Origin of the sequence: Pseudomonas sp. KCJK9000 (assembly GCF_046230725.1) — a bacterium.
In the GTDB taxonomy this organism is placed as follows: domain Bacteria; phylum Pseudomonadota; class Gammaproteobacteria; order Pseudomonadales; family Pseudomonadaceae; genus Aquipseudomonas; species Aquipseudomonas promysalinigenes.
Window position 1 is genome coordinate 18,729 of sequence record NZ_JBJJLN010000012.1, and the last position, 15,368, is coordinate 34,096.

Annotated in this window: 14 protein-coding genes and 1 pseudogene; 5 read left to right on the forward strand and 10 right to left on the reverse strand. The window is 61.9% G+C overall.

Going from position 1 to position 15,368, the window contains the following annotated elements:
- Nucleotides 1-11: 11 nt before the first annotated feature.
- The 5 genes and pseudogenes from ACK59H_RS07900 to ACK59H_RS07920 all read right to left on the reverse strand — a co-directional run bounded on the left by ACK59H_RS07900 (nt 12) and on the right by ACK59H_RS07920 (nt 5,757).
- Nucleotides 12-725, reverse strand: a complete 714-nt coding sequence (locus tag ACK59H_RS07900; RefSeq protein WP_409264394.1) for a methyl-accepting chemotaxis protein — start codon at nt 723-725, stop codon at nt 12-14.
- A gap of 141 nt (nt 726-866) precedes the next feature.
- Nucleotides 867-1,991, reverse strand: a pseudogene (locus ACK59H_RS07905) (HAMP domain-containing protein); the annotation flags it as partial.
- A 135-nt stretch (nt 1,992-2,126) separates the two neighbouring features.
- Complete coding sequence (gene ampE / locus ACK59H_RS07910) at nt 2,127-2,957, reverse strand: regulatory signaling modulator protein AmpE (RefSeq protein ID WP_060477586.1); 831 nt, start codon at nt 2,955-2,957, stop codon at nt 2,127-2,129.
- Nucleotides 2,954-3,526, reverse strand: a complete 573-nt coding sequence (ampD, locus tag ACK59H_RS07915; protein ID WP_060477585.1) for a 1,6-anhydro-N-acetylmuramyl-L-alanine amidase AmpD — start codon at nt 3,524-3,526, stop codon at nt 2,954-2,956. The genes ampE and ampD overlap by 4 nt, the downstream gene beginning before the upstream one ends.
- A gap of 89 nt (nt 3,527-3,615) precedes the next feature.
- A complete protein-coding gene (locus ACK59H_RS07920) occupies nt 3,616-5,757 on the reverse strand; it encodes a DUF1631 domain-containing protein (protein ID WP_060477584.1) in 2,142 nt (713 codons plus the stop codon).
- A gap of 242 nt (nt 5,758-5,999) precedes the next feature.
- Between ACK59H_RS07920 and nadC the strand changes: the two genes are divergently transcribed.
- On the forward strand, nt 6,000-6,848 hold the full coding sequence (nadC, locus tag ACK59H_RS07925) for a carboxylating nicotinate-nucleotide diphosphorylase (protein WP_060477583.1): 849 nt from the start codon (nt 6,000-6,002) through the stop codon (nt 6,846-6,848).
- 179 nt (nt 6,849-7,027) lie between these two features.
- On the opposite strand, the gene trxB is transcribed toward nadC, so the two are convergent.
- Entirely contained in the window at nt 7,028-7,990 is a 963-nt protein-coding gene (gene trxB / locus ACK59H_RS07930; protein WP_059396049.1) for a thioredoxin-disulfide reductase, read from the reverse strand.
- A 310-nt stretch (nt 7,991-8,300) separates the two neighbouring features.
- On the opposite strand from trxB, the gene cysZ reads away from it, so the two are divergent.
- Both cysZ and ACK59H_RS07940 read left to right on the forward strand, forming a co-directional pair.
- Nucleotides 8,301-9,029, forward strand: coding sequence for a sulfate transporter CysZ (gene cysZ / locus ACK59H_RS07935; RefSeq protein ID WP_186478294.1), 729 nt, complete (start codon nt 8,301-8,303; stop codon nt 9,027-9,029).
- Nucleotides 9,030-9,094: 65 nt separating this feature from the next.
- A complete protein-coding gene (locus ACK59H_RS07940) occupies nt 9,095-9,997 on the forward strand; it encodes an alpha/beta hydrolase (RefSeq protein WP_060477581.1) in 903 nt (300 codons plus the stop codon).
- A gap of 27 nt (nt 9,998-10,024) precedes the next feature.
- Here ACK59H_RS07940 and ACK59H_RS07945 read toward each other — a convergent pair whose 3' ends face one another.
- Complete coding sequence (locus tag ACK59H_RS07945; protein WP_060477580.1) at nt 10,025-11,341, reverse strand: PAS domain-containing methyl-accepting chemotaxis protein; 1,317 nt, start codon at nt 11,339-11,341, stop codon at nt 10,025-10,027.
- A gap of 178 nt (nt 11,342-11,519) precedes the next feature.
- Between ACK59H_RS07945 and ACK59H_RS07950 the strand changes: the two genes are divergently transcribed.
- On the forward strand, nt 11,520-12,725 hold the full coding sequence (locus tag ACK59H_RS07950) for a glycosyltransferase family 4 protein (protein ID WP_409264385.1): 1,206 nt from the start codon (nt 11,520-11,522) through the stop codon (nt 12,723-12,725).
- Here the strand turns inward: ACK59H_RS07950 and ACK59H_RS07955 are convergent.
- The 3 genes from ACK59H_RS07955 to ACK59H_RS07965 form a co-directional block, all read right to left on the reverse strand.
- Nucleotides 12,694-13,797, reverse strand: a complete 1,104-nt coding sequence (locus ACK59H_RS07955) for an NADH:flavin oxidoreductase (RefSeq protein WP_186478290.1) — start codon at nt 13,795-13,797, stop codon at nt 12,694-12,696. The two genes, ACK59H_RS07950 and ACK59H_RS07955, sit on opposite strands and share 32 nt — an antisense overlap.
- 141 nt (nt 13,798-13,938) lie before the next feature.
- Nucleotides 13,939-14,421, reverse strand: a complete 483-nt coding sequence (locus tag ACK59H_RS07960) for a glutathione peroxidase (protein ID WP_060477578.1) — start codon at nt 14,419-14,421, stop codon at nt 13,939-13,941.
- A 145-nt stretch (nt 14,422-14,566) separates the two neighbouring features.
- Complete coding sequence (locus ACK59H_RS07965; protein ID WP_060477603.1) at nt 14,567-15,052, reverse strand: peptidylprolyl isomerase; 486 nt, start codon at nt 15,050-15,052, stop codon at nt 14,567-14,569.
- On the opposite strand from ACK59H_RS07965, the gene ACK59H_RS07970 reads away from it, so the two are divergent.
- Nucleotides 15,051-15,353 (forward strand): DUF3565 domain-containing protein, encoded by a 303-nt coding sequence (locus tag ACK59H_RS07970; protein WP_409264386.1) that lies wholly within the window; start codon nt 15,051-15,053, stop codon nt 15,351-15,353. The two genes, ACK59H_RS07965 and ACK59H_RS07970, sit on opposite strands and share 2 nt — an antisense overlap.
- The last annotated feature ends 15 nt before the right edge of the window (nt 15,354-15,368 follow it).

The window sequence follows — 15,368 nt, forward strand, 5'->3', positions numbered from 1 at the left end:
TCACGCCGCGCTCAGACTTTGAAAGTACCGATAAGGCGCTTGAGCTCTACAACTTGGCTCGACAGCACGCGGCTGGCATCTTCGGTCTGGCAGGCGCCCTGCGTGGTGTCCTGGGCTGCGCGGTTGATCGCGACGATGTTGCGGTCAATGTCGTGGGCCACCGCTGTCTGCTGCTCTACAGCAGCAGCGATTTGCTGGTTCTGCTCAACGATACCGCCGACGGCGGCCAGAATATTGCCCAGCGCCTGCTGCACCTGCCGCGCTTCATCGACGGTGCCCGCCGTCATCTGATGGCTGCTGCCCATCGCCTGCACGGCCTGCGCTACGCCCTCGCGCAGGCGCGCGATCATCTGTGCGATCTGCGCCGTGGAGTCCTGGGTACGGCGTGCCAAGGTTCGCACTTCGTCGGCGACCACGGCAAAACCACGGCCCTGCTCGCCGGCACGGGCCGCTTCGATGGCGGCATTCAATGCCAACAGGTTGGTCTGCTCAGCGATGCCGCGGATCACTTCCAGCACCTGGCCGATGGCCTGGCTATCGTCAGCCAGGCGGTTGATGGCCAGCACGGTCTGATCGATCTCTTCAGCCAGGCGGCCGATGCTCGCTTGCTGGCTGGCCACCAGGGAGCGACCGTTGGCACCTTCGAGGTTGACCTGCTGAGCGCCGTCAGCGGCCAGTGTGGCGCTGCGTGCCACTTCCTGAGCGGTGGCGCTCATCTGGTTCATCGCCGTGGCCACCTGCTCGATCTGCTGACGCTGGCCACCGACCGCCTGATTGCTTCGCGTTGACACCGCCAGTACCTGCCCGGCCTGTTCTTCCACGGCCACCACGGTGCGCCCGACCTGATCGATCAGCGCGCGAATTCGCTGTACGGTTTCGCTGAAGCCCTGGCCCAGCTCGCCCAACTCATCGCGGCTCTGGGCTTTGAAGCTGACGGTCATATCGCCGGCTGCGACCTTGTCCATTGCCCCGCCAAGCTGGCGCAACGTGGCCCGGGTGGACACATAGAAGCCGCCATACAGGTACAGAATCAGCACGAAGACGCCGCCTAGCAGGGCCCCCAGCGCCACCATGCGCAAGCGTTGCTCGCCCAGGCGCTGCTGCAACTGCTCCTGCAGTTGGCCGATTACCGCATCGTTCAGCCGGTAGGTCTGGGCCATCAAGTCGCTGACCTGTTGATAAAATGCCTGCCATGGCGCGTCGAGCGTTTCGGCCACCACCACCTGTGCCTCGAACAAAGACGCGGCCTGCCTGACCGTCGCCTGGCTGCTGCCAGCCACTTGCGCCAACGCAGGCTTTGCGCCCAGGTCCGAAGCAAGGGCCTGGTCAAGCCGCAGTGCATAGTCGCCGGCAAGGCGATCGAGGCGTTGTAACAGGTCTTCGAAGCGCGCACTGCCAGAGGAATCCATAAACCCCCGGCCCAGCGCGATGGCGCCCATGGCCCGGCCTTCGCCCAGGGCTTGGGTGACTTGTGCGGTGGCGCCGCCAATCAGCTCGCTCAACTGGCGCACCGAGGCGTCGCTATCCTGGCTCAGGCCGCTGTGGCTGGCCACCTGCTTGCCGAGCATCTGGGCCATGGTCAACAGTTTGTCGAGCAGCGCGACCTTGCTTTGCAGCGATGACTCGGCCTGGGCATTGGCAAATGCTTTGGCCAGTTCCTCAAGGGTGCCCTGGGCTAAGGTGGCTTGATCCTGCAGGCTGCGCACCTGCGCCTGAACCTTGTCCTGCAACGCCGTGATACGTGTATCTAGATCGCCTGCCTGGCCCGATTGGCCCAGTACTGCATTGATCTGCACCAAGTTGCCAAGCGACTCCAGGTCGGCGCGCAGGCCCAGGCTTGCCGCGAGGGGCGCAATGCCCTGCAACTCGGCTCGGGTGGCATGAAACTGCTGATAGGCATCGCGCACCAGGTAAAAGCTGGTGGCCAGCATGGGCAGGAAGAACAAAACGCTGATCAGGCTGAACTTCTGGCCGAAGCTCAGCCTGTTCATCAGCGCAATGGCTGGATATAGCAAAGGCGTCACAGGGCACCTCCATCGATTCTTGTTGTTCTGCAGAGATAGCACTAGGCCACTTGTATACCGCAGATCGAATCGGAGGTTTGTAACTTAAGGTTAACCGCTCAGCTACATCAGCACTGTCCACAAAGCAAACATTGAGTACCACAGCACAGCGCATCGCAGCAGGAGGTCCCACACGCTATCGAGCCGACTCAAGCCACGCTGGGCATCCTCGGTTGGCGCGCTGTCATCGGCTACACACCCAACCTTGGCCACCAGGTGCGCAGCGCTGATATGCCAGTTGAGCAACTCGTGCAGCATCACCCGCATCACTGCGACGAAATTGCCGACCAGTGCAAAACTCAAGGCAAGCGCCCGCACAGGCAGCCAGTCCAAGGCATGACGCAGCCCTTGCGCCCGTGCACTGAGGCCAGGCTGGCGGCTGTGCTCGGCGGTCAGGGCCAGCAGCCGGTAGGCCAGTGCCGCACCTGGGCCGAGCACGAAATACCAGAAGATCACCGCGAAGAAGCTTTGGTAGGCCTGCCACAACAGATAGCCCTGTACCCGCACCAGCAAACTGTGCGGCTCGTCGGCCACCAAGCCCAGGTCGCGTTCGGCCACATGCAGCGCAGCCTGGTCATCGCCACGGCGCCAGGCGTCACGAAACGGCCCAAGAGCGCCCTTGGCATCACCGCGCCCCAAGCTGTAGATCAGCACCAGCAAGTGCACCGGCAAAGCCAGCAGGCCATAGGCCACCGGCTCAAGCACATGCAGCAACAGCACCAGCACAGCCACCGGGGCCAGCACCAGGGCCGCCAGCGTCCACCAGGGGTGCACTTTGCCGCTGCGCTCGAGGCGCATCAGCTCGCCTAGAAAGACACCGTCTCGTTGTAGCCGGTGGCGCAGCGCAGAAAACTTCTCTACCCACAGCACCACTATCAGCACCAGAAAGCTCATGCGCAGTCCTCGTTGCCACTCAGGGCCTTGCGGTAACGCGCCCAGTCGAACGCTGGGCCAGGGTCGGTCTTGCGCACAGGGGCGATGTCGCTGTGGCCCTGAATACGCTCGAAGTCGATCACAGGCCAGGCCGCCTGGATCTGCCGCGTCAGTTGCTCGAGCACGGCATATTGGCTATCGGTATACGGCAGATCATCAGTGCCTTCCAACTCGATGCCGATGGAAAAGTCGTTGCAGCCTTCACGCCCGTTAAAACACGACACCCCAGCATGCCAGGCCCGGTCGAGCAGCGACACGAACTGGGTCACCGCGCCGTCGCGCTCGACGAACAGGTGGGCCGAGACCGTCAGGTGACTGATGCTGGTGAAATACGGATGTTCGTTGGGGTCCAGCCGATTCTGGAAAAACTGCTGCACCTTGCCGCTACCAAAGCAGGCTGGCGGCAGGCTGATATTGTGAATCACCAGCAGGGAGATCGCTTCGCCTTCGGGGCGAGCATTGAAGTTCGGCGAGGGGCAGTGGGTGATTCCGCTTCCGTGAAACCAGCCAGTGGCACGGTCCAATTGCATGGGGCAGATCCTGAAAAGCACCAGTACAGAGCTGCAGTATGCCCTGCCCGTGGGCCGCTTTGCATGTGAATGATTGTAAGGCCAAACGCTCAGCGCGCCTGTTGCTGGCGCAGCCCGTCGAGCACGGCATCCAGTGCTCGCTCGAACAGTGGGCCATCATCCAGCAGGCGCACTGCACCCCGGTGCAGGGCTTGAGCCAGACCCGCCTGGCTCCACTCGCGCACTTTCATGCCGGTGCGGTTGACGAACACCAGACGGTCGCTGCCGTCGACACGCGCGACCAGTTTGCAGCGCAGTGGCTCGTCGTCGTCGAGCGCCTCCACCCAGTTACCGACCCGCAAGCGCTGGACCGTGCGCATTTGCTCCACTGGCTCGTCATGTTGCAGCGGCGCACATGCGGCCTCTTCGGCGATGGCCAGGACGATGTCCTCTGCCACCAGCACCTGTGCCAGGTCATCGTCGCCAGTAAGCGACGCCGCGCCCTGGCACGCGCGTAAATGCAGTTGCTCAAGCTGCTGGAAGAAATCGCGCGTGGCCGCCGCATCCAGCGCCACACTTGCCAAGCCTTCGCGCAGGGCCTTGAGCAGGCCGGGGACCTGTTCCAGCAACACTTGCGGTTGCTGCCCCGGGACGATGCTGGCAAGCAGAGTGTCCATGGTCGCCAGTGCCTGCCGCCAAGCCTGGGAGGCCTCGCCCTGTTTGAGCCATGCCAGCAACAGCACCTGGCTCCAGCCCTGAACCAGCATGTTGACCACCGCCTCGGGCAGGATGCGGCCTCGCAGACGCTGGTTGAGTTCTTGCTGAACCTGCAGGCGGGCCTGCAAGGCGCGGGCACGGCCTTCTTCAGCATCGCGCGTGCGCTGCTCGAGCAGGTCGTTACGACGACGCTCGCCCTGGCTGAACGTCAGAAAATCTTGAAGAAGGTCGACGAAAATCGCCATATCGTCAGTGAAGTCACCGAGCAGACGCTGGACAGTCCGCTCGATGCGCAAATGCAGGCTGTCGCGCAGGGATTCGTTCCTGCCTTCGCAGCCCATCGCAGCTGCGGCTAACTCGTTGAGCAGGCGCCGCGCCGGGTGGCTGGTTCGGCTGAACAGGCTTTTGTCTAACAGTGCCACCTTCAGCAACGGAATATGCAGGCGGACGATGACTGCGCGAAGGCTCGAAGGCAGGTTGGGGTCGGCTGCGATGTACTCGAACAGCAGCCCGACCAAGTTGATCATGTCTTCGTCGGCGCAGGGGATTCGGCGCCGGGTGCCACTGCGTACACTGACCCTGAGCAGCAGTTGTTCGAGCTGCTGCCCTAGGTCGAAGTCATCATCGTCAACTGAAGCTGGCACATAGTGTTGCAGATGTGACAGCAAGCGCAGCAAGTCGGCGGTGCTGATTGGCTGGCTGGCGGCAGTGGCTTGCAAACGTGGTGCGATGCGGCCGCGGCATGGCGCCAGTAGAGCTTGCAAGTCATCCATGAAGGCATGCCCGGCATCCGCTGGCCCGAGAGTGTGCTCCGTCAGGCGGGTCGATACGTGCCGCGCACTCAAGCGCCGATCGTCGGCGCGTCGTCGCGGTGCCGGTTGCAGTTCTGGCATCACGCCAGCAGCGGCCAGTAGGTGGTTAGCCTCTGCATAGACGTTGTCGAGATCACGCAGCACATAGCGCTCGAACAGTTTGAGCACGATCAATTTGACCCGCAGGCCTACCCCCAGGTTGCGCCCGGCGTCGAGGAAGTAGGCACACAGCGCAGCCGGCCCAAGAGGATTTAGCTGTTGGTCCAAGTGCCGCGCCACCAGGCACTGCAAGCGTGCCCCCAATTGCTCGAGAGCATGGCCATCGCGTGACAGCACCCGTGCAACCATGCCGTCGACGGCTAAGGTACGTTCTTTTTGGAGCTTATTGCCCTGCTCATGCCGGCCTAAGGGATCGGGCTGGCCAATGCGGGAGAAAGCATCGTAGAAGATATCGAGAAAGCCGCGTTCGATGCTTTTACGCTTCAGGCGCAGGTCGCGCATAGCCTCGAAATAGAGGTTCTGGTTGACGCGATCGACCGCGCGGTCGGCCATTTCGAAGAGCATGTCGTCAGCATTGTCGAACAACGCCTGTAGGCCCTCGCGCAACTGCATCGCGGCCTTGTCACGCACTTGCAGAAGCAAAACCGGAAGGCAAGGCAAAGGCGTGTTGGCGCCTTTGTCGATGGCAGCCGCGAGGGGCACCACCTTGCCTTGTTTCTGCATCCCCGACTCCTTGTTAGGTCACGTGTAGGTTGAGGCGATTAATCGTCAAAGCTATGACGCCAAATGTTGGGCGCCATTATCGATAAAAAATCCGTGCGCTGCCAGCCCCGTTCGTTATGGGTAGAGACTGCGCATCTGCAAACGTGCTCAGCTGACCTGACCAAAGGTTGCCTGCCGGGCTGCTGTACACGACGTAGCGCCCCTGCCCTATAATCGCCGCCAACTTGCTTGTGGAGCCAACCATGCCGAACCTACGCCTTGCCGACCTGACTGCCGAGATCGAAGCCAATGTGCGCCGCGCGCTGCTGGAGGACATCGGCAGTGGCGACATCACCGCGCAGTTGATCCCAGCTGAGCGCCTGGCCAAGGCCACCATCATCACCCGCGAAGACTGCGTGGTTGCCGGTACCGCCTGGGTAGATGCGGTTTTCCGCCAGCTCGACCCGCGCGTGGCGGTGCACTGGCAGGTGGTCGATGGCCAACGTGCCACGGCCAACCAACCGTTGTTTCACCTTGAAGGCCCGGCACGTTCGCTGCTCAGCGGCGAGCGCAGTGCCCTGAACTTCCTGCAACTGCTGTCGGGTGTCGCTACCCGTGCGCGGTTCCTGGCGGACCTGGTCGAGGGCACCCAGGTGCACCTGCTCGACACCCGCAAGACCCTGCCGGGCCTGCGCCTTGCGCAAAAGTACGCAGTCACCTGCGGTGGCTGTCACAACCACCGCATCGGCTTGTACGACGCGTTCCTGATCAAGGAAAACCACATCGCCGCCAGCGGCGGCGTGGCCGAGGGCGTGGCAGCGGCGCACCGCATTGCCCCCGGCAAGCCGGTGGAAATCGAAGTGGAAAGCCTGGATGAGTTGCGCCAGGCGTTGAGCGCTGGCGCCGACATCATCATGCTCGACGAGCTGACCCTTGACGAGATGCGCGAGGCGGTGGCCATCACCGCTGGCAAGGCCAAGCTCGAAGCCAGCGGCGGCGTGAACGAAAGTACCTTGCGAGCGATTGCCGAGACCGGCGTCGACTTCATTTCCATTGGTGCAATGACCAAGGATGTGAAGGCAGTGGATCTGTCGATGCGGCTGAGCCTGTGAGCGAATCGCAGGCATGAAAAACCGGCCAGGTGGCTAACGGCAGTCAGTCAAGGGGTTATGGATTGGCGGCCGCGTTGCAGCCTTACACGGGTTCACCCGTGAAAGGCTGCAAAACAGCCAGCCTAATCGGCCTTGACTGACCGGCGTTATACCAGCTGGCCGGTTTTTTTAGATGCGAATCAGAACGAGGCGTTAGCCAGACCGTCCAGGTAGCGTTCGACATCCAGTGCCGCCATGCAGCCGGCACCGGCCGAGGTGATTGCCTGGCGGTAAACGTGGTCAGCCACGTCGCCAGCGGCGAATACGCCCTCGACATTGGTGGCAGTGGCGTTGCCTTCACGGCCACCGTTGACGACCAGGTAGCCGTCCTTGAGGGTCAGCTGGCCTTCGAACAGCGAAGTGTTCGGCGTGTGGCCAATGGCAATGAACACGCCGTCGACCTTGATCTCATCGCTGCTGCCATCGTTGTTTTTCAAGCGCGCACCTGTCACGCCCATGTTGTCGCCCAGCACTTCATCCAGGGTGGCATTGAGCTTGAGCTCGATCTTGCCTTCGGCAACTCGCGCGTTGAGCTTGTCGACCAGGATTTTCTCTGCGCGGAAGGTTTCGCGGCGGTGCACCAGGGTCACTTTGCTGGCGATGTTGGCCAGGTACAGCGCCTCTTCTACGGCGGTGTTACCGCCGCCGACCACAGCCACCGGCTTATTGCGGTAGAAGAAGCCGTCGCAGGTGGCACAGGCCGATACGCCCTTGCCCATGAACGTTTCTTCCGACGGCAGGCCCAGGTAACGGGCGCTGGCGCCGGTGGCGACGATCAGCGCATCGCAGGTGTACTTGCCACTGTCGCCCTGCAGGGTGAAGGGTTTGTTGGCCAGGTCGACGGCGTTGATGTGATCGAAGACGATCTCGGTCTCGAAGCGCTCGGCGTGTTCCTGCATACGCTGCATCAGCGCCGGCCCGGTCAGGCCGTGGGGGTCGCCCGGCCAGTTGTCGACTTCAGTGGTGGTGGTCAGCTGGCCACCTGCCTGCATGCCGGTGATCAGCAGTGGCTTGAGGTTGGCGCGGGCGGCGTAAACCGCGGCGCTGTAACCGGCAGGGCCGGAACCAAGGATGATGACGCGTGAATGACGTACTTCAGACATGTCGAACTCCTGTCGAGCAGGCCACTGGGGCCGCCAGCTGGAAATTAAAAAGGACCTACGCAGCACTTGGGGAAGGCTTGAATGCGCAGGCCCTAAAAACGAAAACTTGAGCGCACTGTAGCGAGGTGGCAGAGATTAAGGAAATATCCTTCGACAATCCACCTCATAGGCGTCCTCTATCTGCAAATTCGAGTGCTGAAAAGGGCCCAGGCACATTTGTTACAGCCGGTTTCTTCATCAATGCCTGCCTTTCGTCGGCGCCGCAAAATCGGTAAGGTCAGCGCGTTTTCCTTCTTTGCGGAGTGACCCGATGCAAGCTCCTGTCCTGTCCGGCCCCCAGTATCTTCGCGAAGGCCTGAAACTGGTGCTGAGCCCCAACCTGCGGATGTTCGTGCTGCTGCCGCTGGCCATCAACCTGCTGCTGTTCGGTGGCCTGATCTACTTCGCCGGGCACGAATTCAGCCTGTGGCTCGATGCGCTGATGCCGACGCTGCCAAGTTGGCTGAGCTTCCTTTCCTACATTCTCTGGCCACTGTTCGTCGCCTTGTTGGTACTGATGGTGTTCTTCACCTTCACCTTGGTGGCCAACGTCATCGCCGCGCCGTTCAACGGCTTTCTCGCCGAAAAGGTCGAAGTGGTGGTACGTGGCAAAGACCCGTTCCCGGCGTTCAGTTGGGGTGAGCTGGTAGCCATGGTGCCGCGCACCTTTGGCCGCGAAATGCGCAAGCTGGCTTACTTTCTGCCGCGGGCGATCGGCTTGTTCATCTTGTCGCTGATCCCGGTGGTCAATGTGGTGGCCGCACCCCTGTGGCTGATCTTCGGCGTATGGATGATGGCCATCCAGTACATCGACTACCCGGCCGACAACAACAAGATGAGCTGGCAGGACATGCTCGCCTGGCTGCGCAGCAAGCGCTGGCAGTCGCTGGGTTTTGGCGGCATCACTTACCTGGCCCTGCTGATACCAGGGGTGAACGTGCTGATGATGCCAGCGGCGGTGGCTGGGGCTACATTGTTTTGGGTGCGTGAGCGGGACTGAGCGCGCACGCCTGGCCCCGACCATCTGACGATGGTTGGACCTGCTCGATAACTGCGGCCATCCCTATGCATCGTCGAGATTTTTTCACAAAGACTGCCGCAGTATTGCTTGCGCTGCGCCTGGGCAGCGGGCATACGGCAACGCTGCCAGTGCAGAGCGAGACGCTCACGCTTTGGCCAGGCGCAGCGCCGGGCGCCGATGGGCCAACCGGTGCCGAGCATTTGTCGGAAAAGGGGGCATTGACCAATATTGCAGTGCCTTCGCTGCGGGTTTTCAAACCCCAGCGTCCCAATGGGCGGGCTGTGCTGGTGGCAGGCGGCGGTGGCTACAAACGGATCGAGATGGCCAGCGAAGCATGGCCTGCCGCCCAGTGGCTAGTGAGCCTGGGGTACACGGCCTACGTGTTGAGCTACCGGCTGCCTGCCGAGGGCTGGCAGCAGGGCGCGATGGCGCCCTTGCAGGACGCGCAACGTGCCCTGCGTATCATTCGTAGCCGAGAACAGCATGTGCAGGTATTAGGCTTCTCAGCGGGTGGGCATCTGATGGGCATGGCGGCAACACGCGCCGACTTTCAGTCCTATCCTGCCGTCGACCACCTTGACCATGCGCCTGCTTATGCTGATCGGGCAGCATTGATTTACCCAGTCATTACGCTTGAAGCGCCCTACTCCCACACTTCGACCCACAAGGTACTGGTAGGCGCCCACGCCAGCCCGGCCGAGAATGCCCGATGGTCGGTTGAGCGTTACGTAACAGCGCACACGCCCCCGATGTTTCTGGTGCAGGCCGAGGATGATCCCATAGCCGATCCGCACAACACGCTCATCATGGCGAAGGCCTGCGAGGCCGCTCATGTGCCGGTGCAACGTTATCTTTATGCCAGCGGTGGCCATGGTTTCGGTATGGGTAGGCCGGGCACGCCAACCATGCAGTGGCCCGAGCGGTACCGGCAGTGGCTGATGACCTGAAGGTTGTCGTTACCGGCGGGTTGCCGATCACTGCACCAGGTGACTGGAAAACTGCCCTACCGCATCCACCACCTTCTTCGCACCTTCCTGAATTTCGACGATCACCCCACCGGTATCGGCTGCCAGGGCCAACCCCTGCTCGGCCTGGCGCTTGCTGGTATCGATGATGTCCACCGCCGCCTGGGCCAACTGCTCATTCTGCTGCACAACCCTGGCGATTTCCTCGGTGGCGCTGCTGGTACGAGATGCCAACTGTCGCACTTCATCGGCCACGACGGCGAAACCCCGGCCCTGCTCACCCGCGCGCGCAGCTTCGATGGCGGCATTGAGCGCCAGCAGGTTGGTCTGCCCGGCAATGTCGCTGATGGTCTTGATGATTGCGCCGATCACCTTGGACTGCTTGTCCAACGCCTCGATGCCGTTGGCAGCGTTTTGCATGGAGCCTTCCAGGCCGCGCATCACTTCGACGGTCTGGGTGACCACCTCGGTAGCCTTGCGGGCGCTGCTATCGGTCTCAAGCGAGGTGTTGTAGGCAATGTCGGCGGCGTGGGCCACGGCCTGCTCCTGGTTGACCTGGTCGGTGATCACGGTGGCGAACTTGACCACCTTGTACAGCACATCGTGGGCATCGAAGATCGGGTTGTAGGAGGCTTCCAGCCAGACGGTACGCCCGTGGGCGTCAATACGCTTGAAACGATCAGCCACGTATTCGCCGCGGCGCAGCTTATCCCAGAACGCCTGATAATCGGCAGAGTTGGCCTGCGCTGGTTCGCAGAACATCCGGTGATGTTTGCCTCGCACTTGGTCCAGGCTGTAGCCCACCGTTTGCAGAAAGCGATCATTGGCCGTGAGCACTTCACCGTCGAGGTTGAACTCGATTACCGCAGTGGAGCGCATCAGCGCCTTGATCAGGCTTTCATGCTCTCGGGAAGCTTCGATGGTGCGAGTCAGATCACTGGAGTGCATACTGAAATATCTGAGCCTCCCATCGGTACTTTTCACCGGCTGCAGTATCGAACGTAGCCATGCCTCCTGGCCGTTGCCGCGCAGCAGGCGGAAAGCGCCGTTGAGATGTTCGCCACGGCTGATGGCCTGTTTCATGCGCTGGTAGAAATCCAGCTGTTTCACATGCGCCGGCACGATATCCTCGATGTTGCGGCCAATCAGTTGCTCGGCGCGGTAGAGCATCTCGCTCTCGAAGTTGCCGTTGACCTGCTCGATGCGCCCTTGCGGGTCGAGGTGCAGCACCAGCATTTCACTGTCGAGGCTATTCTTGACCTGCTCGATAGCCTTCAGCTCTTCGCGCAGTTGCTGGATTTCATTCTTGAGCTTGCTGTTGAACATCACCGCTCTCCCGGAGCGCATCTGACCGATTAGGATGCAACTTCATCGGCTGCACCTGGCTGCCCTTGAGCACTCCAAAAAGAAATATTCAGAGGGCCTCGCCCGCCGAAAATCCGGCGTCACGTGCGCGTCACACGCCTGTCATTCGAGCGCAATGCAGCGGGCACAGACTTTTGCCATGAATACACGCGCACTACGCATCGCACTGGTCAGCGAAACCTTCCCGCCCGAAATCAACGGTGTGGCCAATACACTCGGCCACCTCAGTGAAGGCCTGCGACAGCGCGGCCACCACGTTCAGATCGTTCGTCCGCGGCAAGCGAACGAGCCATGCACCGGCGATATGCAAAGCCTGTTGCTGTGCCGTGGCTGGGCGCTGCCGGGTTACCCCGGCCTGCAATGGGGTGAAGTGTCGATGCACAAGCTGATCCGCCATTGGCGCAGGCAACGCCCTGACGTGCTTTACATCGCTACAGAAGGGCCACTGGGCCTGAGCGCCCTGCGCGCGGCAAGGCGCCTGGGGGTGGCGGTGGTCAGCGGTTTTCACACCAACTTTGCGCAATATTGCAGCAAGTACGGCCTTGGCCTGTTGGCACGGCTGCTCACACATTACCTACGCTGGTTTCACCGCCGCACCGCTACCACGCTCGTACCCAGCGTGAGCCAGTGCCTGGCTCTGCAACGCCGTGGCTTCGAACGCCTGGCTCTGCTGACCCGTGGGGTGGACGCTGGCCTGTTCAACCCGGCACGCCGTAGCCAGGCGCTACGTGAGCGCTGGGGCCTTGGGAGCGACGACATTGCCGTACTGCACGTTGGGCGCCTGGCTGCGGAGAAGAACCTGGCGCTATTGGGCCCGTGCCTGCAAAAGATGCAAAACGCTCATCCACAACGGCATCTACGGCTTGTGGTGGTCGGCGACGGCCCGCAACGGGCCAGCCTCGAGCAGCAGCTTCCAGATACGGTGTTCTGCGGTGCCCAGCGCGGGGAGGCCCTGGCCGAGCATTACGCCAGTGGTGATGTGTTTCTGTTTCCGAGCCTGACCGAAACCTTCGGCAATGTGGTGCTCGAGGCCATGGCCTCGGGCCTGGCAGTCGTCGCCTACGACGAAGCCGCCGCCGCCCAGCATATCCGCCACGGCCACAGTGGCACGCTAGCGATGCCGGGTGACCAAGCGGCGTTCATCGAGGCCGCCTGCTGGCTGCTGGAAGAAGATGAAACGCTGCGCCGAATCCGTCTCAATGCACGCCAGCACGCCAGCCGGCAAGGTTGGCCGGCAGTCGTAGAGCAGTTCGAAGCGCACCTGATGGACGCCTGCCTGTCGTCGCCAGCCGGCGCCCACGCCACGCTGGGGGTCAAGCCAGAGTCGTCAACGCCTCACGGCTGAAGGGCAGCACATCCGCTTCACGCCCTTCTCGCACCTTGAGGGCCCACTCGGCGTCCACCAGCAAGGCACGCCCTACCGCAACCAAGTCGAACTCCTCATCGCCCAGCCGCCGCAGCAGGCCCTCAAGGCTGGCAGGTTTGGCCACTTTATCGGTGTCGACCATGAACTGCAGGAACTCGCCGTCGAGCCCCACGCTACCGACGGTGATGGTTGGTTTGCCGGTCAGGGCACGTGTCCATCCGGCCAGGTTCAGCTCGCTGCCTTCGAACTCAGGCTCCCAAAAGCGTCGGGTCGAGCAGTGGAAGATATCCACACCCGCCGCCGACAGCGGCTCGAGAAACGCAGCGAGGGCTTGAGGCGTATCCACCAGGCGAGCACTGTAGTCTTGCTGCTTCCACTGCGAGAAACGGAAGATGATCGGGAAATCTGGCCCGACGGCCGCACGCACGGCCTGAATCAGTTCTATGGCAAAACGCGAGCGGCCAGCCAGGTCGCCACCATAGGCATCGGTGCGACGGTTGCTGACCTCCCAGAAGAACTGGTCGATCAGATAGCCGTGGGCACCATGAATCTCGACGCCATCCATCCCGATGGCTTTGGCATTGCGAGCCGCTTGGGCGAAAGCGTCGATCACTTCGCGAATATCAGCTTCGCTCATACCCTGCACCAGCACCTGGCCGTCTTTGGTTTTCTCGCTGGGCCCGTAACCGGGCACACTGGCATCCGGCTCGCACCCCAGGCGCCGAACCATGCCCACATGCCATAGCTGCGGCACTATACGGCCACCTTCGGCATGCACGGCATCGACCACCTGCTGCCAGCCGGCCAGGGCATCTTCACCATGAAAGCGCGGCACATTCGGGTAGCCGTTGGCTGCCTTGTGGTCCACCGTGGTGCCTTCTGTGATGATCAGGCCAACGTTCGCTGCAGCGCGGCGTCGGTAGTACTCGACCACGCCTGCATGTGGTACTCCACCCGGGCAAAACGTGCGGGTCATCGGCGCCATGACGACACGAGTCGGCAGCTCGAGTGCGCCAAGGGTGAAGGGCTGGAACAAAGGATTGCTGGACATGGGGGCGCTTGCGTCTGTGTGAGGAACTCCGCCAGAGGTTATGGGCCCCGCACAGCCTGGCCAAGCATCATTGATCGGAGTGATTCGCCGGTATCGAGGGCACGAGCGTGCAAGCTGAATCAGCCGCGAACTCGAATGCAGTCAGCCCAGGGCCTTTTCGATAGCTTGGACCACGCAAGGGTCATCCGGGGCAGTGCGCGGAGCGAAGCGCGCCAGCACCCGGCCATCTTTACCTACCAGAAACTTTTCGAAATTCCAGCTGATATCCCCAGGGAATTCGGCACCCTCGCCTGCCAGTAGGCGGTACAACGAATGACGCTGCGGCCCATTGACCTCGAGTTTGGCAGCCAGCGGGAAACTCACGCCATAGTTCAGGCTGCAGAACTCCAGAATCTCCTTGTCGCTGCCAGGCTCCTGGCCGGCGAACTGGTTGCACGGCAAACCCAGCACGTTGAAACCTTTGCCTTTGAATTGCTGCTGGAGCTTTTCCAGCGAGGCGTATTGCGGCGTCAAACCACATTTGGAGGCCACATTGACCACCAGCACGACCTGGCCTTTGAACGGTGCCAGGGGCAGGTCCTCGCCGGTCAGCGCTTTCAACGTCAGGTCGTGAAATGCACTCATGATCAATCCCCTCTGAGGTTGCAGGTTGCCGCTGGGGGCGAATTGCGCCCACTAAAAAGGCGCTCTTGCAAGCCGCGCACCTTCCGTTTGGAAGCATGCCGGCTCGTCCGAGCGCCTGGCGACTTTCTGAGCTTAGCGCAGAAAATCAGTGGTGATGGCCACCTTCACCGTGGATGTGGCGGTGAGCGATTTCTTCATCGCTGGCGTCACGCACGTCGACGACCTTGACCTTGAAGTTCAGACGCTGGCCAGCCAGTGGGTGGTTGCCGTCGACGGTAATGTCGTCGCCGTCGATATCGCGGATGGTGACGATCTGCATCTGGCCATCGGGCGCCGACGCGTGGAACTGCATGCCCACTTCCAGCTGGTCGACGCCTTCGAACAGGCTGCGGTTCAGGGTGCTGACCAGCTCGGCCAGGTATTCGCCGTAGGCGTCTTCTGGCTCGATGGCAACTTCCAGCTCGTCACCGGCTTGCTTGCCTTCCAGGGCCTTTTCCAGGCCAGGGATGATATTGGCGGCACCGTGCAGGTAAACCAGCGGCGCGCCACCGGCGGAGCTGTCGATGGTCTCCCCGGCGTCGTTGGTCAGGGTATAGTCGATGGAGACTGCCTTGTTGGCGGCGATCAGCATGGGGCAAGACCTTTTGCAAAAGAATGTAGAGCGCACAAGTGTAACCAAGGCATCGCTCGATTGCGACCGCAGTGCGGGCGAGCACTGCCCCATCAGTCGGATCACCGGCTGGCACGAGGACGAAGAAGGCCACTGGGTGGTTGAGTTGTCCTGCGGCCACACCCAGCACCTGCGCCACCAGCCACCCTGGCAATCCAGGCCATGGGTGCTCGACGCCGAGCAGCGCGCGCGGCACATCGGCCAGGCGTTCGCCTGTGGCTGGTGCGCACAAGGGCCCGATAGCGCTACCCTTGGCCGTTGATTCCTTGCACCGCTT

What these genes read in the sequence shown, in the direction of transcription:
- ACK59H_RS07900 (WP_409264394.1), bottom strand. Translation starts at nt 725, where the DNA reads ATGAACCAGATGAGCGCCACCGCTCAGGAAGTGGCACGCAGCGCCACA.
- ampE (WP_060477586.1), bottom strand. Translation starts at nt 2,957, where the DNA reads ATGAGCTTTCTGGTGCTGATAGTGGTGCTGTGGGTAGAGAAGTTTTCT.
- ampD (WP_060477585.1), bottom strand. Translation starts at nt 3,526, where the DNA reads ATGCAATTGGACCGTGCCACTGGCTGGTTTCACGGAAGCGGAATCACC.
- ACK59H_RS07920 (WP_060477584.1), bottom strand. Translation starts at nt 5,757, where the DNA reads ATGCAGAAACAAGGCAAGGTGGTGCCCCTCGCGGCTGCCATCGACAAA.
- nadC (WP_060477583.1), top strand. Translation starts at nt 6,000, where the DNA reads ATGCCGAACCTACGCCTTGCCGACCTGACTGCCGAGATCGAAGCCAAT.
- trxB (WP_059396049.1), bottom strand. Translation starts at nt 7,990, where the DNA reads ATGTCTGAAGTACGTCATTCACGCGTCATCATCCTTGGTTCCGGCCCT.
- cysZ (WP_186478294.1), top strand. Translation starts at nt 8,301, where the DNA reads ATGCAAGCTCCTGTCCTGTCCGGCCCCCAGTATCTTCGCGAAGGCCTG.
- ACK59H_RS07940 (WP_060477581.1), top strand. Translation starts at nt 9,095, where the DNA reads ATGCATCGTCGAGATTTTTTCACAAAGACTGCCGCAGTATTGCTTGCG.
- ACK59H_RS07945 (WP_060477580.1), bottom strand. Translation starts at nt 11,341, where the DNA reads ATGTTCAACAGCAAGCTCAAGAATGAAATCCAGCAACTGCGCGAAGAG.
- ACK59H_RS07950 (WP_409264385.1), top strand. Translation starts at nt 11,520, where the DNA reads ATGAATACACGCGCACTACGCATCGCACTGGTCAGCGAAACCTTCCCG.
- ACK59H_RS07955 (WP_186478290.1), bottom strand. Translation starts at nt 13,797, where the DNA reads ATGTCCAGCAATCCTTTGTTCCAGCCCTTCACCCTTGGCGCACTCGAG.
- ACK59H_RS07960 (WP_060477578.1), bottom strand. Translation starts at nt 14,421, where the DNA reads ATGAGTGCATTTCACGACCTGACGTTGAAAGCGCTGACCGGCGAGGAC.
- ACK59H_RS07970 (WP_409264386.1), top strand. Translation starts at nt 15,051, where the DNA reads ATGGGGCAAGACCTTTTGCAAAAGAATGTAGAGCGCACAAGTGTAACC.
- ACK59H_RS07965 (WP_060477603.1), bottom strand. Translation starts at nt 15,052, where the DNA reads ATGCTGATCGCCGCCAACAAGGCAGTCTCCATCGACTATACCCTGACC.